We start from the raw sequence: 18,337 nt of genomic DNA on the forward strand, positions 1-18,337 counted from the left end.
GTTAACCATGTCCCGGAAAGAAGTTCTGTACACCCCCTATAACGGGGCCGTATTGCTGGAAAATCCGCTGCTAAATAAAGGGCTCGCATTTATTAAAGAAGAGCGTGACAATTTTAATCTGCATGGGTTATTGCCGCACAACGTTGAAACGATTGAGGAACAAACCGAGCGCGCCTGGGTGCAGTTCTGTCATTTTAAAAGCGATATTTCGCGTCATGTATATCTGCGAAATATTCAGGACACCAATGAAACTCTTTTTTATAACCTCCTGCGTTCGCACCTGAAAGAGACGTTACCGATTATCTATACCCCGACGGTCGGTGAAGCCTGCGAGCATTTCTCTACGATTTATCGACGCGCGCGCGGCCTGTTTATTTCATGGCCGAATCGCCATCGTATTGATGAGATGCTGCAAAGCTTTTCGCGCAACGACGTTCGCGTGATTGTGGTGACGGACGGGGAACGTATTTTAGGGCTTGGCGATCAAGGTATCGGCGGAATGGGCATCCCAATTGGCAAGCTGTCGCTGTATACCGCCTGCGGAGGGATCCATCCGGCCTCTACCCTGCCGATTATGCTGGATGTCGGCACCAATAATCAGCAACACCTCGACGACCCGATGTACATGGGCTGGCGCCACCCGCGCATCAGCGACGACCAGTACGCTGAGTTTATGGATATGTTTGTCAGCACCGTTAAAGCGCGCTGGCCCAGTGTGCTCCTGCAATTTGAAGACTTCGCGCAGAAAAACGCCACCAGGCTGCTCCAGCGCTACCGCGACCAGCTGTGCTGCTTCAATGATGATATCCAGGGCACGGCCGCCGTGACCGCCGGTACGCTGATGGCGGCGGCACATGCGGCGGGCACGCGCATTCGCGACCAGCGCGTGGTCTTCCTGGGCAGCGGCTCTGCCGGATGCGGGATAGCTGAAAAAATTGTGGCGCTGATGGTGGATGACGGCCTGACCGAGCCGGAAGCGCGCAGTCGGATCTTTATGGTCGATCGCTTCGGCCTGCTGACCGACGACATGACCAACCTGCTCGATTTCCAGAAAAACCTGCTTACCGCGCGCGACGCCGTTTGCAGCTGGCAGGTAGACGCGAAGAATATTTCCCTGCTGGACGTGGTGAAGAACGCGCATCCTACGGTGATGATCGGCGTTTCGGGCCAGCCGGGGCTGTTCAGCGAAGAGATTGTTAAAGAGATGCATCGCCACTGTACGCGCCCAATCATCATGCCGCTCTCGAACCCGACCTCGCGGGCGGAAGCCCAGCCGCAGGATCTTATCGCCTGGACCCAGGGTGCCGCGCTGGTGGCCACCGGCAGCCCGTTCGCCCCGGTATTCTGGGAGAATGAACACTACGAGATCGCTCAGTGTAACAACGCCTATATTTTCCCGGGCCTGGGGCTGGGCGTGCTGGCCTGCAACGCGCGCCGGGTGACGGAAGAGATGCTGATGGCAGCAAGCCGCAGCCTGGCCGCGCAGTCTCCGCTGGTCACCGCGGAAAAAGGCGGATTGCTGCCGCCGGTAGATCAGATTGAAACGGTTTCACGCCAGATTGCCGTCGCCGTCGCCCGGGCCGCGATTGAACAGGGCGTGGCTCCGGCGATAGATGATGAGACGCTGATGGCGCGTATCGAGAAGACCTGGTGGCAGGCGGACTATGCGCCGTACCGCAGATCTGCGCTGTAAGCCTCGATCCTGCCCTCACTGCACGGTGAGGGCAGAATCACTGCCTCAGTGCTGGACGCCCGACCGGTCAGAAAGATCGGCGGCAGACAGGATATCAGCCCTTGGTGCCACGCTCTTGCGGCGGGCATACCGGTCAGGCTGACCTTCAGGACGCGTTTTGAAGCGCCGGTGCAGCCACATATACTGTTCTGGCGCCATCCGTACCGCCTGCTCAATCGCCCTGTTCATCTGCGTCGCAACAGATTCTTTATCTCCCCCCTGCAGCGCCTCGCTGATATCCTCCAGAATAATCAGTTCGTAGCCGGTGCCGTCCGCCCTGCGGCGCGGCACAAAGGGAATGACGGCAGGCTTAGCGCTTTTGACCAGCATATAGCTCCCCGCGGTCGTGGCGGCATCCGGAACCGCAAAAAACGGCACAAAGACGCTATTGGTTTTGCCATAGTCATGGTCCGGGGCGTACCACAAAATCTCATTTTGCTTCAGCGAGCGGATCATGCCCTTTAAATCATGGCGATCGAGCATGGTTTTATTTGAGCGCAGGCGTCCGCGCGTCTGCAGCCAGTCCAGCAGCGCATTATTGTTGGGACGATACACCCCAATACCGGGGTTAAGCATGCCAAATATCCGCGCGCCCAGCTCAAGCGTCAGAAAATGCATCCCCACCAGCACTACGCCCTTTCCTTGCGCCCTGGCCTTTTCCATGTGCTCATAACCCGTCACGGTAAAGCATTTCCGCACCCGCCATGCAGGCCAGAACCATGCCATTCCGGTTTCGATCACCCCCATTCCTACCGATTCAAAATTACGCTGCAGCAGCGACTCGCGTTCATCCTTTTTCATCTCCGGAAAACAGAGCTCCAGGTTGCGGCGGGCAATCTCGACGCGGCGCGGAAGCAGGCGCATCGCCAGTCGACCCAGGCCATGACCGATTCTGAATAGAATTGGATAAGGGAGCAGCATGATAAGCCACAGTGCGGCAATGCCGGCCCAGCTTAGCCAGTAACGGGGATGAAGAAAGGCGAGTGAAAAACGGGGTAATTTTGTCATGAGAAAATTATCCTTTAACGTGTCTGTCCTTAACTGATTCTGTTTGAGATCTTTCCTAAGGATTGATGGGCTGTCAGCCAGAAACGTAAAGTGTAACGGATAAGATAAAACGCATTTTTATCGATTTTTGCGAAAAGCGGGAAGACGAGGCGGGGAAAAACCGGGGAGGAGAGTCCCCCCGGCAATTGTGCTTACATTGAATAGCCTGGCTTTTTGATTAATTCGTCCAGCTTCGGTCCTATTTCGGTATCCCAGACCTGCGCTTTCCAGTCCTCCTGGTTCACCTGATTCAACGCAACGGACACCGAGCTGTCTTTGCTGTTGAAATGGCGAATAATGACCTCAGCAATATCCTCGGCCAGTGCGGCTTTTTGTTCGTCGTTCAAATCGCGGGGAAAACATTTGATATCTACGTGTGGCATATGCAGGCTTCCAGTTGTGAGTCAGGGCTCCACGTTATCAGATAATATCGTTGGCCTTTAACACCTTGTGCAGTTCCGGCAGCTGGCATACGGTGTCCGCAATAGCCGTAAACCTCGGCGTATTGGTCGCAAACCAGTCATGGCGAGGTCCCCAGGTTCGCGCCACCGCGATATACGCATCCAGCAGCGTCAGCCGTTCCCCCAACGCAAACGGGGCGGCCTTGAGCTGAGTTTCGAACCACAAATAGAGGGACTTCCGGTATTCGATGCAGTTTTTCTGCAGCTGTTCTGGCGCATCCGGCGCCCAGCGTTCGGGATAGTCCGCATACGTAAATGTGGGATAGACGTTAGCCACAAACCAGATCAGCAGACGCTGAAACTGCTGGCGTTCGGCCTGCCCCACGGGCGGCGCGAGATCGGGGCATCTGTCGAGCACCATCAGGGCAATCGCCGCCGTTTCGGTCATGATGGCGCCATTTTCCAGCTCCAGCGTAGGCACCTGACACAGCGGGTTGAGCTTTTGCAGCAGCTCGCGCTGCGGGCCGGGCTGGTCAAACCCGTCCACGTTGATAAATTGATAGGGGATATCAGCCAGGGTTAGCATCACTTCACCGATCGCCGAGCCCCAGCCGGGTACGCCATAGAGTTTAATCATGTTGCCCCCTGCGGGATGAAAACCCTAAGTGTAGAGCACCATTAGTAGGTTATCCCAGGCGGGTTGACCTCCGACTGCGCCACCGCTTCGCCCTGCTCACCCCAGCGCGCCAGCACCTTCTGGTAATCACCCCGCTTAATCGCGCCGTCCAGCGCGGCCTGCAGCGCGTACACCAGCTCATTGCCTTTTTTGGTGGTGGTCGCGACATAGGCTTTTTTCGGCCCTAAACCGACGACGCGGGTTTTGCCCGTGAGCGCAGCCTTATAGGCCGATACCGACTGCGGACCAAAGAACACGTCCGCCCTGCCGGACTGAATATAGAGATTGCCCGAGGCATCGTCGTGGAGATAGACCGGCAGCGCAGGCGCCCTTCCCGCCTTTTTGTTCTCTTCGTTCCAGCCCAAAAGGATGCGTTCCTGATTGGTACCGGAGCCAACAATCACCTTTTTCCCTGCCAGATCTTCCGCGCTTTTGATTGACTGAATTTCGCTGGTGGATTTCACAGAAAACGCCAGCGAATCGACGCGGTAGGTCGCAAAATCAAACTTCTCTTTACGCTGTTCGGTCACCGCAATGTTCACTAGCGCCACGTCGTAGCGCCCGGAGGCGATCCCCAGCGGCCAGTCTTCCCACGCCGTCGGCACCAGCTTCAGCTTTAGTCCCAGGCTGCCCGCCAGCAGGCGGGCGATATCCGGGTCGCTGCCAATGCGCGTGCGGTTATCGCTGGCCAGCAGCGCCAGCGGCGGAGAATTCAGCGCCGAAACGGCGACCGTCAGCGTACCCGGCTCAACGAATTTGTAATTGGCGGGGATCTTCGCCACGGCCTGCCGATCCACCGTCACCGGCAGCGGCTGCTCGTTGGCTTTCAAATCAATGCTGGCGTGGCTCACCGTCGTGAAGATCAGCCCCGCCAGAAGTCCGTATTTCATTGGCGCTCCTTACAGCACTTTTGACAAGAACTGGCGCGTTCTGGCATGTGACGGACGGTTTAATACCTCGTCACTGCTTCCCTGCTCGACAATTTTTCCGTCGACCATAAACACCACCTGATCCGCCACTTCCCGGGCAAAGCCGATCTCGTGCGTCACCACCACCAGCGTGGTGCCGGACCGGGCCAGCTTTTTGATCACGTCCAGCACTTCCCCCACCAGCTCCGGATCCAGCGCCGAGGTGGGCTCATCAAACAGCATCACGCGGGGACGCAGCGCCAGCGCGCGGGCAATGGCAATACGCTGCTGCTGACCGCCGGAAAGATGGCGCGACCAGGCATCGGCTTTATCACGCAGCCCGACCACGTCCAGCAGGCTGTACGCCCTTTCCACCGCCTCTTTTTTGCTGAGCTTTTTATGCGCGATGGGCGCCTCAATCAGGTTTTCCAGCACCGTGAGGTGCGGAAAGAGATTGAAGTTCTGGAACACGTAGCCCACGTTGACGCGCTGCTTGAGGATCTCCTTCTCCTTCAGTTCATACAGCCTGTCGCCCTGACGGCGATAGCCAATGTAGTCTCCGTCGATCTGAATAAAGCCTTCATCGACGCGCTCCAGGTGGTTAATAGTGCGCAGCAGCGTCGATTTACCGGAGCCGGACGGCCCGAGGATCACCGTCACGGACCCGGGGGGGATCTCAAGCGAAACGTTGTCGAGCGCCTTATGGCGACCAAAAAACTTGCTGACGCCGGTAATCGAAATATGTCCTTCAGGAGAGGCTTGCATGGACGGGCTCCTGTGCTGGCGTGGTGGTGACAGAACGGGTGCGACGGACGGCACGGTTCTGGTTAACGGCAGAGCGGCGTTCGCTGCGGGCAAGCGCGCGTTCGACGCCATACTGAATAGCGGACAGGACGGTGGTGATCGCCAGGTACCACGCCGCACCGACCATCAGCAGCGGGATCACCTCCTGCGTGCGGTTGTAGATCATCTGGATGGTATAGAACAGTTCCGGCATCGCCAGGACGTACACCATCGCCGTGCCCTTGGCGAGGCTGATGATTTCATTGAACCCCGACGGCAGAATGGTGCGCAGCGCCTGAGGCAAAATGATGCGCACCGTGCGTCTCCAGGCCGGCAGGCCGAGCGCGGCGGCGGCCTCATACTGACCGTGATCGACCCCGAGGAATCCGCCGCGAATGATCTCGGCGGTATAGGCGCTCTGCACCAGGGTGAGCCCCACCACGGCGGTAGAAAATTGCCCCAGCACGTTGATGGTTTCAAAGCTGCCCCAGGTGATGCCGGTGAACGGCACGCCGAGCGAGAGCGTGTCGTAGAGATAGGAAAAGTTGTAGAGAATGATCAGCACCACGATCAGCGGCAGCGACCGAAACAGCCAGATATAGGCCCACGCCAGGCTGCTCAGCAGCCAGGATGAAGAGAGTCTCGCCAGCGCCAGCATGCCGCCAAACACCACGCTCAGCGCGGCGCCGATCAGCGTCAGCAGCAGGGTCTGCCCGACACCTTCAAGGATCACCGGGTCAAAGAACCAGCGGGCAAACACCGCCCACTCCCAGCGCGGGTTAAAGGCCACGGACTGAATCACGACCGCCAGGACAAACAGCGCCACCGCGGCGCCGACGGCCCGCAGCGGATAACGCGCCGGGACCACCTTAATGGTTTCAACGTTGCTCATCGTCGTTCCTCATGCGGTTTTACTGAACGCTTCGCGTACCAGCGTTTTGGTGAAGCGCAGCCGACCGTCAAACGGCGGCTGGCTGTACTCTTCCGGATCGCGGTTCAGATCGAACTGCGCCTGATAGCCCTGGCTGAGATAGAGCCGTACCGCTTCCGGCTGGCGAAAGCCGGTTGTCAGATAAATTTGGCTGTATCCTGCCAGCACCGCCCTGCGCTCAAGCTCCTGCACCACGCGCCCGGCAAGCCCCTGCTGACGCAGGGTTTTGTCCGTCCAGATGCGTTTGATTTCCGCGGTGCGTTCGTCGAAAGGTTTGTACGCGCCGGTGGCGATAATCTTCCCGTCGCGCTCCAGCACGATAAACAGCCCCTGCGGCGCTAAATACCACTCTGTAAGCTCAACTTCCGCGTCTTTGGAGAAGTAGTCCCCGTAGCGGGCGGCATATTCACCGAACAGCCCTTCGATAATGGGCTGAAGCTCGGCGTCTTCCGGTGAAACATCACGAAATCGTTCGCTCATCACGCCTCCTTAATCGCCCAGGCCAGCCGGGTTCACTTCTGACTGAGGAATACGCTCAACGCCTTCCCCCCAGCGGTTCAGCACTTTGTCGTAGTCGCCGTTTTTGATGACCCCGTTCAGCGCGGTTTGCACCGGCTCAACCAGCCCGCTGCCTTTCTTCAGCGTGACCGCAATGTGCGCCGCCTTCGGCCAGCCGCCGTCGACGCTACCCACCAGTTTGGTTTTCCCGTTCAGCGCCGCTTTCCAGGCGCCAATCACGTTCGGACCAAAGTAGGCATCCGCGCGCCCGGACTGCAGCGCCAGCGTTTGTGCCGCATCGTCTTTGGTGTAGATCGGGGTAAAGGGCTTCAGGCCCTTCTTCAGGTTTTCGGCATTCCAGGCCAGCAGGATGGCCTCCTGGTTGGTGCCGGAGCCGACGATAATCCGCAGCCCGGCGATGTCTTCCGCCTTCTGCAGCGACTTGATCGGGCTGGTTGATTTCACGTAGAACCCGAGGGAATCTTTGCGGTATGTGGCAAAGTCAAATTTCTCTTTACGCTCTTTGGTGACGGTGATGTTGCTGATGGCGGCATCATATTTCCCGGAGGCCACGCCCAGCGGCCAGTCTTCCCATGAGGTCGGCACCACGTTTAGCTCCAGCCCCAGGCTGTCAGCGACCAGACGGGCGACGTCAACCTCACTTCCCAGCAGCGTTTTGTTATCATCGGAAAACACCGTCAGCGGCGGTTGATTGAGCCCCGCCACCGCCACGGTAAATTTCCCCGGGACGGCAAAGCGATAATCTTTCGGCAGCTGTGCCACCGCATCATTGTTTTTAGCGGTATTAACCGGCGTTTTATTGGCCTCGATGCTCACGCCGGTGCCGTTAATATTCACATTCTCTGCCCAGACGGCAGGGGTAAAGGCCAGCGCGAGCGCCAGAATAAGCGTTGTCTTCTGCATAGCGGGGTTCTCTTTTATTGTTGTGTGTATTGGTTTTTAGGTTCGTCTAAACCCAGACTTTCGCGCAGCGTGGTGCCCGGGTAGTCGGTACGGAACAGGCCGCGCGCCTGTAAAACAGGCACCACCTGGTCAACAAAGCGCGGGAAGGTGTCCGGCGTACCGCCCTGAATGATGAAGCCGTCTGCGGTATAGCCTTCAAACCAGGCCTGCAGGCCGTCGGCCACCTCTTCCGGCGTACCGGAAAAGCGCGGGCGCGGCGAGGCGGCTTCAAGCGCCACCTGACGCAGGGTTAAGCTGCGCTCGCGGGCGTTACGCTTGATTTCATCGGTGGTGCTGCGGAAGCTGTTTTTGCCTAAGTCGCCGATATCCGGGAACGGCTCGTCGAGCGGATACTGGCTGAAATCGTGATGTTCGAAATAGCGTCCGAGGTAGTTGAGGGCATCGTTAATCGACACCAGCGCCGCCGTGGTTTGATACTGGTTTTCCACGTCATCGGCGTCTTTACCCACAATCACGCTGACGCCCTGGAAGATATGTAAATCTGACGCGCGGCGTCCGTTACTTTCCAGCTGCTGCTTCACGTCGCGGTAAAAGGCTTTCGCTTCGTCGAGCGTTTCGTGATGGGTAAAAATGGCGTCGGCATGTTTCGCCGCCAGCTTTTTCCCGTCATCCGACGCGCCCGCCTGAAAGACAATCGGCCGCCCCTGTGGCGTTCGCCCAATATTCAGCGGCCCGGCGACCTGGAAGAAATCACCGTGGTGGTCCAGGGTATGCAATTTTGCCGGGTCAAAAAACTGACCGCTCTCCTTATTGCGCACAAAGGCGTCGCCTTCCCAGGAATCCCACAGCCCTTTCACCACGTCGAGATACTCATCCGCAATGCGATAGCGTAGCGCGTGCTCGGGGTGTTTTTCGCGAGAGAAGTTCTTTGCTGATCCTTCCAGCGGCGAAGTCACCACGTTCCAGCCCGCGCGCCCGTTGCTCAGGTGGTCGAGGCTGGCGAACTGTCGCGCCGTGGTGAAAGGCTCGCTGTAGGAGGTGGATAAGGTTCCCACCAGCCCCAGGCGCGAGGTGATGCTGGCGAGAGCGGATAACACCGTCAGCGGTTCAAAGCGGTTTAAAAAATGCGGGATCGATTTCTCGTTGATATAGAGACCGTCGGCAACGAATAAAAAATCGAGTTTGCCCTCCTCCGCCTTTAACGCCGTCGCTTTGACGAAGTCAAAATTGATGCTGGCATCGGCGACGGCCTCAGGGTGACGCCAGGCGGACATATTTCCGGATGCACCATGCAAAATGGTCCCCAGCCGCAGTTGACGATGTGCAGACATATTCACCTCTTAAGAATTAAACGTGTTGCAGGGCTTTTTCCGCAAGCTGTGCAAAATAGCGGGCAGCGGGCTCAATTAATGCCTCATCCGGATTGAAGGCCGGATGGTGTAAACCGTACGGGCTGTTGCTGCCGATGCTGACAAACGCCCCCGGGATCTGCTGCAGATAGACCGCGAAATCTTCCCCGCCCATATGCAGCTCGGCGTGCCGGGTTTCGTAGCCAGCTTCTCTGGCGACCGAGGTGGCGAAATCGGCCCAGCGCTCGTCGTTCACCAGCGCGGTGGGCCCGGCATACCAGGTGATGTCAATCTGCGCGCTAAAGGCGCTGGCAAACCCGGCGGCGATTTCGCCCACGCGGGCTTTAACGTTCTGCTGCACCTCCGTGCGGTGGGTGCGCAGCGTGCCTTCCAGCTCGACGCTTTCCGGCAGCACGTTCCAGGTGTTACCGCCTGCAATGCGCGTCACGCTCAGCACCACCGAATCCAGCGTATTGACGTTGCGACTGGCGACGCTTTGCAGCGCCGTTACCAGCTGGCTCGCCAGCACGATGGCGTCGTTACCTTCGTGCGGACGTGCGGCGTGCGCGCCCTTACCGGTAATGCGGATCACGAAGCGATCGACGTTGGCATAAAACGGCCCGCCGCGGGTAGCGAACTCACCGACCGGCAGGCCGGGCTCGTTATGCATGCCGAAGATGGCGCTGACGTCGCGCAGGGCACCGGCCCGCACCATGCTCTTCGCACCGCCAAAGTTCTCTTCGGCAGGCTGAAACAGGATCCGCACCCGGCCGTTAAGCGACGCTTCCCGCTCTTTCAGCTTCAACGCGGCGCCGAGGATCACGCTGGTGTGGATATCGTGTCCGCAGGCATGCATTACGCCTGCACGCTGGGAGCTAAACGGCACGCCGCTGCGCTCTTCAATCGGCAGAGCATCAATGTCGGCCCGCAGCGCAATCAGTTTGTTGCCCGAGCCGATTTCCGCCACCAGCCCGGTAGACAGGTCGTAAGGCTGCGGGGTAATCCCGGCATTCGTCAGCCACTGGCGCAGGCGCGTCGTGGTCTCCACTTCCTGGCCGGAGAGCTCCGGGTTCTGGTGCAGCTCGCGACGCCAGGCAATCAGCTGTTCGCCAAAGCTCATACGGTGACCTCCTTGTTAAGACGCGCCTCGGCAAGCAGGCGCAGCGACGCTACGCGCGTTGCCCCCTCCGCTACCGGCGTGTCGATGATAAATTCGTCAATGCCCCACTTTTCATGCAGGGCGTTAAGCTGTTCGAGCACCGACTCAGCCGTACCCGCCAGCAGCGACTGCGCCCGACGTGCAATGCGCACCGGCTCGCTGCCCGCCTGACGCGCAAAGGCGTAGGCCTGCTCTTCGCTGGCCACGGTGACACGCTGGCCGTTTGCCAGCTCGACGCCCCACACTTCGACCTTTTGCGCCAGGGCTTCCGCCTCTGCCTGCGTCGGCGCAACAATCGCCTGTACCGCCACAATCACGTCCCGCGCGCTGTTCTTACGCCAGGTCGAGACCACCTCGCGCAGCAGCTCAGGGTCACCGTTCAGATGCGCGGCAAACACAAAGTGCCAGCCGAGCCCGGCGGCCAGCAGCGCGCTATCGATACTCGCGCCCAGCAGGAAACCCTCTGCAGGCAGCGGCGGCAGAGGCGTGGCGCGAACGGCCTCTTCATGAGACTGATGCTCAGGACGGATCCAGCGATCGAGCTGGGCCAGCTGTTCGGCGAAGCTGCCCTTTTCCTCTTGATTCAGACCCTGCTGCAGCGCGCGGGTTGAGAGCGGCAGCCCGCCGGGGGCTTTTCCGACGCCGAGATCCACGCGGCCGGGCGCCAGCGCGGCCAGCACGTTAAAATTCTCGGCGACTTTATAAGGGCTGTAGTGCTGGAGCATCACGCCGCCGGATCCGACGCGGATGCGCGTTGTCTGCCCGAGGATCCAGGCAATCAGCAGCTCCGGCGAGGGGCTGGCAAGGTGGGGAGTGTTGTGGTGTTCGGCAATCCAGAAGCGGTGATAGCCCAGATTTTCTGCCTGTTGCGCCAGCGCCAGGGTACGCGCCAGTGCATCGGCAGCCGTTTCGTTTTCAGCGATGGGGCTTTTATCCAGAATGCTGATTCGCCATGACATGTTGCGTTCTCGTTTGACTTAACATGTCGACATTATTAAAGGCGCATTTCACCACTGAGAAACAATTAATTTACATTTAGTTTGCCGGAAATCAGATATATAAAACCATGCTAAGAATAAGACTTTAAGTCGGCAATCAGCGTTTTCCCCTGCCCGCGCCGGGTAATGCGGACGAAGCGAATATGCCCATACTGCGGGTTTTGCAGATCGGCTTCATAACGCGTGCGGTTGTTACGCCAGGTTTTCATCGTCCAGATGAGAATGGACTCTCTGCTGAAAAACGCGCGCCGGAAACTCTCTTTGTTCCCGGTGCCGGGCCAGAGCTCGCGCTTATGCCAGGCGCGTTTGACTGCCCTGGTGACCGCCTGCCAGAGGGTGCGTGCAAAGCCATAATCCACCCACACCACAACGTCGACATCACGCCATTTCACCGGCCGCGTGCGGTTATAGTTGCCGTCAAGCACCCAGTCTGGCGAAGCCAGCAGCGCCTGCTCCAGCTTTTTCTGAAACACATCGTCCGGCGTTCCCTGCCAGTCAGGTCGCCAGTAGAGTCTGTCCATCTCGATATAGGGAATAGCCAGTTCGGTCGCAATCTGCTTCGCCAGCGTGCTTTTTCCGCTCCCGCTGGTCCCGATGACGTTAATTTTCACCTCAGCCTCACTGTGTTATCGAAAACAGCCCAAATCATAGCGTTTTCATCCTGTTAACGAAATGCTATTTCAGCATGGCAATTTTTCCTGAGAGACGATCTCCCTCTTTCAGTTTGGGTTATGTCGTTTATTTGCAGCGACTCCAGAATACGCCCCTGAAAATATTTTCATTTTTATTACATTCGCCAGCATTAACAGATTAAAAATAATGAACAACGGGTATTTCAGGCGGTCAGAATTTCAGAGAGAATATGCAGCAGGCCGTTATATAAAAATAATCACATTAATCTTGCCGGAGCTTTTTCCGGGCATTTTTTATTCTTGCACATCATCATGGAGTTACTCATGAGGCGTAACAGTCCCGTTACACAAAACGAGTATTTACTTAACGATGGTTCGACGTTAATGTCGACCACCGATACCAAAAGCCATATTACCTATGCTAATTCCGCTTTTATTGAAGCCAGCGGATATAAAGAAGAACATCTCCTGGGTGAGCCGCATAACCTCATCCGTCATCCCGACATGCCTGCCGAAGCGTTTGGCGACATGTGGTATACCCTGCAGCAAGGCGAGACCTGGACGGGGCTGGTGAAGAACCGTCGTCATAATGGCGACCACTACTGGGTAAGGGCTAACGTGACGCCGGTCTGGCAGGGTGGATCCCTGACGGGCTATATTTCCGTGCGAAATATACCCGCACGGGAAGAGATTGCGGCCAGTGAAAAACTGTATGCAAAAGTGCGTAATAACGAATTAAAACATTACCGCTTTTATAAAGGGTTACTGGTTCGGCGCGGCTTATTTTCGTTTATGTCGCTCTTTAAATGTCTTAGCACCAGTAAACGCATCCATCTGGGTATTGCGACGACGGCGTTACTCTCCTGCCTGGCGGTGTATTTATTCCCTGATAAACTTATGCAGTCGGGAAGTCTGGCGCTGCTGTTTATTGCCCTGACCTATTATCTTCATGCGCAGATCGCCCGTCCGGTAAAATCTATTGTGCAACAGATGCAGCGCGTGGTTTCAGGACGTAAAACGGACTATTACCATTTTGACAGGATCGACGACATCGGGCTGATGATGCGTCTGGTCAATCAATCAGGTTTGAACCTCAATTCGCTGGTTGACGATGTCGGGGCGCAAATCAGCGGGATTGGCACCATCAGCCAGCAGGTCGCGAAAGAAGGTGCGGCGCTGCAGACGCGTTCAGAAGAGACCGCAGATTTTCTGCAGCAAACCGCGTCTGCGGTAGAAGAGATCGCCAGCGCGGTGGAGCAGACGGCAGAAACCGCGAAAGAAGCCACGGAGATGGCGGATCGCACTCGCGACAGCGCCCACCGCGGCGAAGCGATGATGAAAGAGACCATCGGTATGATGCAATCCGTGTCGCAGGATAACAGCCAGATCGTCGATATTATCAGCGTTATCGATCGTATTGCCTTCCAGACCAACATTCTTGCGCTGAATGCGGCCGTGGAAGCGGCGCGCGCAGGTGAAGCCGGGCGCGGTTTTGCCGTGGTGGCGGCTGAGGTGCGCAATCTTGCGCAGCACTCCGCGACGGCGGCGAAAGAGATCAAAGCGCTGATTGAGAAAAACGTCGCCAGCGTCAACGCAGGCGTAGAGAAGGTAGAACAGACCGAAACGCAGCTGACGGTTATGATCGACAACGTGCTGCGGGTCTCCTCCCTGATTAAGGAGATCGGCCACGCCACGCAGGAGCAAACCCAGGCGCTGACGCTCATCAACGCATCCATCTCCCGTATCGGCGCAATGACCCACAACAATACGGGGATGGTGGATAACGTCACTCACGCCGCGAATCACCTGACGCAGCGCACCACGCGCCTGCAGCAGGCGATTGCCGTTTTTGGCGGTTAGCCGTTCGGATACTGCTCGTCGGTGACTTTTTCCAGCCATGCAACCGGGCTGCCGTTAACGGATTCGGCGATGGCAATATGCGTCATCGCCGTTTGCGCGCTTGCGCCGTGCCAGTGCTTTACGCCGGGTGGGATCCAGGCGATATCGCCCTGATTCAATATTTCCGCCGCTTTGCCCCACTCCTGTAACCAGCCGCGACCCTGCGTCACAATCAGCGTTTGCCCAAGGGGATGCGTATGCCACGCGGTGCGCGCGCCCGGCTCAAAGGTCACGGTTGCCCCGCCGACGCTGGCAGGTTCGCTCGCCTGAAATGGCGCGTCAATGCGGACGGTGCCGGTGAACCAGGCTTCCGGTCCTTTTGCTGAAGGTAATGATCCGCTGCGGATAATTTTCATCTTATGCTCCTCGTTTACTGTTGCGTTAACAGTAGCGCAAAGCAATCCGGAGCATTAGCGTGCATAATCAGATAGGAAATATGATTGAAATTCATAAATAGAGGCAATCGCGATGCTAAAAGATAATTTCAACGACCTGCTCTCTTTTATGGTAGTCGCCCGCGAGCGCAGCTTTACGCGCGCGGCGGCGCAGCTGGGCGTCTCGCAATCGGCGCTGAGTCATGCCATGCGCAAGCTTGAAGCGCGACTGGACGTTCGCCTTTTAACCCGCACAACCCGCAGCGTGGTTCCCACCCAGGCGGGTGAGCAGCTCTTTACGCGCTTAAGCCCGCATTTGCTTGAGATTGAGCAGGAGCTTACGGCGCTTCGCAGCGCACGCAACAAACCCGCAGGTTCTGTTCGCATCGTCGCCGGCGAACACGCGATGGACGCCGTGCTCTGGCCGGTCCTGAAGGCGTTTATGGTGCAGTATCCTGAGATTAACGTCGAAGTGACGGTAGATAACGGCCTGACGGATATCGTGGATGGCCGTTTCGACGCGGGAGTACGCCTGGGTGAACAGGTGGCAAAAGATATGATTGCGGTACGGATCGCGCCGGACATGCGCATGGCCGTGGTCGGTTCTACGGATTATCTGGCTCGCTTTGGCGTGCCGCAGACGCCGGAGCAGCTCGCTGAACACCGCTGCATCAACATGCGCCTGCCCACGCGCGGCGGACTGTATCACTGGGAATTTGAACGCGACGGGCGCGAGCTTCGCGTTCGGGTTGATGGGCAGCTTACGCTGAGCAGCCTGCCGCAGCGCATCGACGCCGCTGAGAATGGACTCGGATTAGCCTACGTGCCGGAGGCGTCGGTTCTGGAGGCGCTTAATCACGGACGGCTCGTCAGGGTCCTTGAATCGTGGTGCCCTACTTTCGAGGGGTATCACCTTTATTATCCGAGCCGTCGCCAGCACACTACCGCTTTCAGGTTACTGTTAGATGCTCTCCAGCAGTCAAAATCTTGACCACCTGGTAATAATTAAGAAAATCTGATGATTAAATAATCAACCCTCCGAATGTTTTGTCTAAAAACTCACCACGATTCAGCGTGTTGTGATCGCCGTCTGCTCTGACCACACGATTTCCTTCGACGTGCATCACTTTCGGCACGGTTATATTTTGCGTCGCTTATGAATTGCAGGTAGGATGCCTCGCCATGTTTCGCCTTATCCATACGCAGAATGACTGGGAAGGCGACATGTGTTTGCGCAGAAGCAATCGTTTGTATTGCGCTCTGCCAGGCAGGACTATCACGATAATGGTTCAGACAGGCAAACAGGTAACTCAATGAAAACAAGCAATAAAAGCGCAGCCGATCATCATGCTGCTAAACGTCGCTGGTTGAACTCCCACGAAGAGGGCTACCACAAAGCGATGGGCAACCGTCAGGTTCAAATGATCGCCATCGGCGGCGCTATCGGAACGGGTCTGTTTTTAGGTGCGGGTGCGCGTCTGCAAATGGCTGGCCCGGCTCTCGCCCTGGTCTATCTGGTGTGCGGGATCTTCTCTTTCTTTATTCTTCGTGCACTGGGCGAACTGGTACTGCATCGCCCTTCCAGCGGAAGCTTCGTCTCTTACGCCCGTGAATTCCTCGGTGAAAAAGCGGCCTACGTTGCGGGCTGGATGTACTTCGTTAACTGGGCGATGACCGGTATTGTCGATATCACCGCCGTTGCGCTGTATATGCACTACTGGGGCGCGTTTGGCGATGTGCCGCAGTGGGTCTTTGCGCTTGGCGCGCTGGCGATTGTCGGCACCATGAACATGATCGGCGTGAAGTGGTTCGCGGAGATGGAGTTCTGGTTTGCGCTGGTTAAAGTGCTGGCCATCGTGGTGTTCCTGGTCGTGGGTACCGTCTTCCTCGGCAGCGGCAAGCCGCTGGACGGCAATGCCACCGGCTTCCATCTGATAACCGATAACGGCGGATTATTCCCGCACGGTCTGCTGCCTGCGCTGGTCCTGGTTCAGGGCGTGGTGTTCGCCTTCGCCTCCATCGAACTGGTGGGCACCGCAGCAGGTGAATGTAAAGATCCGCAGACCATGGTGCCAAAAGCCATTAACAGCGTGATCTGGCGTATCGGTCTGTTCTACGTCGGTTCCGTGGTGCTGCTGGTTCTGCTGCTGCCGTGGACTGCCTATCAGGCCGGTCAGAGTCCGTTTGTGACCTTCTTCTCTAAGCTCGGCGTGCCTTACGTTGGCAGCATCATGAACATCGTGGTCCTGACGGCAGCGCTCTCCAGCCTGAACTCAGGCCTTTACTCTACCGGCCGTATCCTGCGCTCTATGTCGATGGGCGGTTCTGCGCCGAAGTTCATGTCGAAGATGAGCAAGCAGCAGGTTCCCTATGCGGGGATTCTGGCAACGCTGGTGGTTTACGTCTTTGGCGTGTTCCTGAACTATCTGGTGCCGTCCCGCGTATTTGAGATCGTTCTGAACGTGGCTGCACTGGGGATTATCGCCTCCTGGGCCTTCATCGTGGTCTGCCAGATGCGTCTGCGCAAAGCGATCAAAGAAGGCAAAGCGGCTGATGTGAGCTTCAAGATGCCGGGCGCACCGGTGACCTCCTGGCTCACCCTGCTGTTCCTGTTCAGCGTGCTGGTGCTGATGGCGTTCGACTACCCGAACGGTACCTACACCATCGCGACCATTCCGCTTCTGGCCGTGCTGCTGATTGCCGGCTGGTTCGGCGTGCGTAAGCGCGTTCACGAAATTCACAGCACCGCGCCGGTTCATCACGACGATGAAAAACACGACGCACCGCTGGTGGAAGAAACCTCGCGTTAAGCATCCGGTAAGCATTAAAAAGGGAAGGCAAATGCCTTCCCTTTTTTATTTACAGCGCGATACGAATGACGTCGTCAGGCTGAGTGGCTTCCTGCTGGCGAGTGGATTTTTGTTTCACCGTCACGTACAGGGTTTTGCCATCCGCAGAGAGCGCCAGGCTGTTCGGGTAGACCGGCGTGTCGAAGGTTTTTGTGACCTTATACGTTTTCGCGTCAATCACGCTCACCTTACCGGCTTCACGGTGCGTCACGTAAACCTCATTGCGCGTTGGGTTAAACAGGACGGCCAGTGATTCAGGCGCGGCGATCTTCTCCATCACGCTGCCGTCTTTCAGGCTCACCACCAGCACTTCCGGCTGTTTTGAATCGGTCAGGAACGCGCGCTGGCCGGCGGTATCGAGGCTGAGGTTCAGATAGAAGTGCTCTTTGCCGTCATCCTGCACTTTTTTGCGGCTCAGGATTTTATTGGTGGCCGTATCAATGGTTACCAGCTCGCCGTCCGCATTCGTGGTGTACAGACGTTTTGCCTGCGCATCCAGCGCCAGGCCGGTGCTGTACGTACCGGTATTGGCAATGGTCTCTTTCAGCTTCAGCGTTGCGCCGTCCACCACCCAAATCACGCTCTCTTTGCCGACACCGGTGATGTAAATCGTGTTGCTCGCGTCATCCGCCACCAGCTGGCGCGGCTGCAGCGGTTTGACCGTTTCACTGCGCTGGCGATTATCGAGCACCAGTCGCCCTTTCACGTCGCCCGTTTTCGCATCGATGGCCGTCACAGCGCCGTTGAGGGTGTTGCCAAACCACAGGGTTTGCGTCGCGCCGTCGAGCGTGGCGCCAAAGGGTTTGAGATCGCTGTGAATCGCCTGCGTCACGTCCAGCGTGACCGGATCAAGGCGATAGATAACTCCGCCCTTATCGGTTTTGCGGCTTTGCGAGGTCGCCACCCACAGCGCATTCTCCTGCTGGCTGACCGCCATTTCATACGCCCCTTTGCCCACCGCTTTACGCAGCACCTCTTCGGCGGCATGCACCTGGAACGTCCCGGCGAGCAGTAAAGTGGCAGACAGCAGTGACAGGCTCAGACGCGGCGAGCACAGATGACGTAAAGACATAACAATTCCTTTTCTGAAAAGAGGGGTTTCCGCTGACATCACTTCCGGCAGACAACGTCATGGCATCGTCTTTTGATAATGAGAATAGTAATCATTAATGGACTG

16 protein-coding genes and 1 pseudogene are annotated in these 18,337 nt (G+C 57.4%); 4 read left to right on the forward strand and 13 right to left on the reverse strand.

The features are described 5' to 3' along the window. Positions 1–7: 7 nt before the first annotated feature. Positions 8–1,693, forward strand: coding sequence for an NAD-dependent malic enzyme (locus ACMGGX_RS21715; protein WP_420298988.1), 1,686 nt, complete (start codon positions 8–10; stop codon positions 1,691–1,693). Between the two features lie 45 nt (positions 1,694–1,738). On the opposite strand, the gene ACMGGX_RS21720 is transcribed toward ACMGGX_RS21715, so the two are convergent. The 11 genes and pseudogenes from ACMGGX_RS21720 to ACMGGX_RS21770 all read right to left on the reverse strand — a co-directional run bounded on the left by ACMGGX_RS21720 (position 1,739) and on the right by ACMGGX_RS21770 (position 12,017). Continuing rightward, on the reverse strand, positions 1,739–2,740 hold the full coding sequence (locus tag ACMGGX_RS21720; RefSeq protein ID WP_420298989.1) for a Kdo(2)-lipid IV(A) acyltransferase: 1,002 nt from the start codon (positions 2,738–2,740) through the stop codon (positions 1,739–1,741). A 191-nt stretch (positions 2,741–2,931) separates the two neighbouring features. Then, positions 2,932–3,162: a tautomerase PptA gene (pptA, locus tag ACMGGX_RS21725; protein WP_023311964.1), complete on the reverse strand. Its 231-nt coding sequence runs from the start codon at positions 3,160–3,162 to the stop codon at positions 2,932–2,934. A 37-nt stretch (positions 3,163–3,199) separates the two neighbouring features. After that, positions 3,200–3,817: a glutathione S-transferase family protein gene (locus ACMGGX_RS21730; RefSeq protein WP_196366177.1), complete on the reverse strand. Its 618-nt coding sequence runs from the start codon at positions 3,815–3,817 to the stop codon at positions 3,200–3,202. 41 nt (positions 3,818–3,858) lie between these two features. Next, a complete protein-coding gene (locus tag ACMGGX_RS21735) occupies positions 3,859–4,746 on the reverse strand; it encodes an ABC transporter substrate-binding protein (RefSeq protein ID WP_181595038.1) in 888 nt (295 codons plus the stop codon). A 9-nt stretch (positions 4,747–4,755) separates the two neighbouring features. Then, positions 4,756–5,529, reverse strand: a complete 774-nt coding sequence (locus tag ACMGGX_RS21740; protein ID WP_024909602.1) for an amino acid ABC transporter ATP-binding protein — start codon at positions 5,527–5,529, stop codon at positions 4,756–4,758. Continuing rightward, positions 5,513–6,439 (reverse strand): amino acid ABC transporter permease, encoded by a 927-nt coding sequence (locus ACMGGX_RS21745; RefSeq protein ID WP_420298990.1) that lies wholly within the window; start codon positions 6,437–6,439, stop codon positions 5,513–5,515. Before ACMGGX_RS21745 ends, ACMGGX_RS21740 begins: the two co-directional genes overlap by 17 nt. Before the next feature lie 9 nt (positions 6,440–6,448). Next, positions 6,449–6,958, reverse strand: coding sequence for a GNAT family N-acetyltransferase (locus ACMGGX_RS21750; RefSeq protein ID WP_032656866.1), 510 nt, complete (start codon positions 6,956–6,958; stop codon positions 6,449–6,451). A 9-nt stretch (positions 6,959–6,967) separates the two neighbouring features. Further along, positions 6,968–9,231 (reverse strand): annotated as a pseudogene (locus ACMGGX_RS21755) (NtaA/DmoA family FMN-dependent monooxygenase). Between the two features lie 16 nt (positions 9,232–9,247). Beyond that, complete coding sequence (locus ACMGGX_RS21760; protein WP_039262859.1) at positions 9,248–10,369, reverse strand: M20 peptidase aminoacylase family protein; 1,122 nt, start codon at positions 10,367–10,369, stop codon at positions 9,248–9,250. Beyond that, positions 10,366–11,367 carry an LLM class flavin-dependent oxidoreductase gene (locus ACMGGX_RS21765; RefSeq protein WP_126795553.1) on the reverse strand — a complete coding sequence of 334 codons (1,002 nt, stop codon included), beginning with the start codon at positions 11,365–11,367 and terminating at the stop codon, positions 10,366–10,368. The genes ACMGGX_RS21760 and ACMGGX_RS21765 overlap by 4 nt, the downstream gene beginning before the upstream one ends. A gap of 110 nt (positions 11,368–11,477) precedes the next feature. Further along, positions 11,478–12,017, reverse strand: coding sequence for an AAA family ATPase (locus tag ACMGGX_RS21770; RefSeq protein ID WP_420298991.1), 540 nt, complete (start codon positions 12,015–12,017; stop codon positions 11,478–11,480). Positions 12,018–12,362: 345 nt separating this feature from the next. Between ACMGGX_RS21770 and ACMGGX_RS21775 the strand changes: the two genes are divergently transcribed. Then, complete coding sequence (locus ACMGGX_RS21775; RefSeq protein WP_045400023.1) at positions 12,363–13,898, forward strand: methyl-accepting chemotaxis protein; 1,536 nt, start codon at positions 12,363–12,365, stop codon at positions 13,896–13,898. Here ACMGGX_RS21775 and ACMGGX_RS21780 read toward each other — a convergent pair. Then, positions 13,895–14,293 (reverse strand): cupin domain-containing protein, encoded by a 399-nt coding sequence (locus tag ACMGGX_RS21780; RefSeq protein ID WP_023311976.1) that lies wholly within the window; start codon positions 14,291–14,293, stop codon positions 13,895–13,897. The two genes, ACMGGX_RS21775 and ACMGGX_RS21780, sit on opposite strands and share 4 nt — an antisense overlap. 112 nt (positions 14,294–14,405) lie before the next feature. Between ACMGGX_RS21780 and ACMGGX_RS21785 the strand changes: the two genes are divergently transcribed. Both ACMGGX_RS21785 and ansP read left to right on the forward strand, forming a co-directional pair. After that, entirely contained in the window at positions 14,406–15,302 is an 897-nt protein-coding gene (locus ACMGGX_RS21785) for a LysR family transcriptional regulator (RefSeq protein WP_348561223.1), read from the forward strand. Between the two features lie 322 nt (positions 15,303–15,624). Then, positions 15,625–17,121 carry an L-asparagine permease gene (gene ansP, locus ACMGGX_RS21790; protein WP_420298992.1) on the forward strand — a complete coding sequence of 499 codons (1,497 nt, stop codon included), beginning with the start codon at positions 15,625–15,627 and terminating at the stop codon, positions 17,119–17,121. A 49-nt stretch (positions 17,122–17,170) separates the two neighbouring features. On the opposite strand, the gene ACMGGX_RS21795 is transcribed toward ansP, so the two are convergent. Further along, complete coding sequence (locus tag ACMGGX_RS21795; protein ID WP_063408835.1) at positions 17,171–18,232, reverse strand: YncE family protein; 1,062 nt, start codon at positions 18,230–18,232, stop codon at positions 17,171–17,173. Between the last annotated feature and the right edge of the window lie 105 nt (positions 18,233–18,337).

Origin of the sequence: Enterobacter sp. BNK-29, assembly GCF_048684785.1 — a bacterium.
Classification (GTDB): Bacteria; Pseudomonadota; Gammaproteobacteria; order Enterobacterales; family Enterobacteriaceae; genus Enterobacter; species Enterobacter cloacae_M.

Coding starts and splice junctions, on each gene's coding strand:
- pptA (WP_023311964.1), bottom strand. CDS start 3,162: ATGCCACACGTAGATATCAAATGTTTTCCCCGCGATTTGAACGACGAA.
- ACMGGX_RS21775 (WP_045400023.1), top strand. CDS start 12,363: ATGAGGCGTAACAGTCCCGTTACACAAAACGAGTATTTACTTAACGAT.
- ACMGGX_RS21760 (WP_039262859.1), bottom strand. CDS start 10,369: ATGAGCTTTGGCGAACAGCTGATTGCCTGGCGTCGCGAGCTGCACCAG.
- ACMGGX_RS21720 (WP_420298989.1), bottom strand. CDS start 2,740: ATGACAAAATTACCCCGTTTTTCACTCGCCTTTCTTCATCCCCGTTAC.
- ACMGGX_RS21745 (WP_420298990.1), bottom strand. CDS start 6,439: ATGAGCAACGTTGAAACCATTAAGGTGGTCCCGGCGCGTTATCCGCTG.
- ACMGGX_RS21750 (WP_032656866.1), bottom strand. CDS start 6,958: ATGAGCGAACGATTTCGTGATGTTTCACCGGAAGACGCCGAGCTTCAG.
- ACMGGX_RS21740 (WP_024909602.1), bottom strand. CDS start 5,529: ATGCAAGCCTCTCCTGAAGGACATATTTCGATTACCGGCGTCAGCAAG.
- ACMGGX_RS21765 (WP_126795553.1), bottom strand. CDS start 11,367: ATGTCATGGCGAATCAGCATTCTGGATAAAAGCCCCATCGCTGAAAAC.
- ACMGGX_RS21785 (WP_348561223.1), top strand. CDS start 14,406: ATGCTAAAAGATAATTTCAACGACCTGCTCTCTTTTATGGTAGTCGCC.
- ACMGGX_RS21795 (WP_063408835.1), bottom strand. CDS start 18,232: ATGTCTTTACGTCATCTGTGCTCGCCGCGTCTGAGCCTGTCACTGCTG.
- ACMGGX_RS21735 (WP_181595038.1), bottom strand. CDS start 4,746: ATGAAATACGGACTTCTGGCGGGGCTGATCTTCACGACGGTGAGCCAC.
- ACMGGX_RS21715 (WP_420298988.1), top strand. CDS start 8: ATGTCCCGGAAAGAAGTTCTGTACACCCCCTATAACGGGGCCGTATTG.
- ansP (WP_420298992.1), top strand. CDS start 15,625: ATGAAAACAAGCAATAAAAGCGCAGCCGATCATCATGCTGCTAAACGT.
- ACMGGX_RS21730 (WP_196366177.1), bottom strand. CDS start 3,817: ATGATTAAACTCTATGGCGTACCCGGCTGGGGCTCGGCGATCGGTGAA.
- ACMGGX_RS21780 (WP_023311976.1), bottom strand. CDS start 14,293: ATGAAAATTATCCGCAGCGGATCATTACCTTCAGCAAAAGGACCGGAA.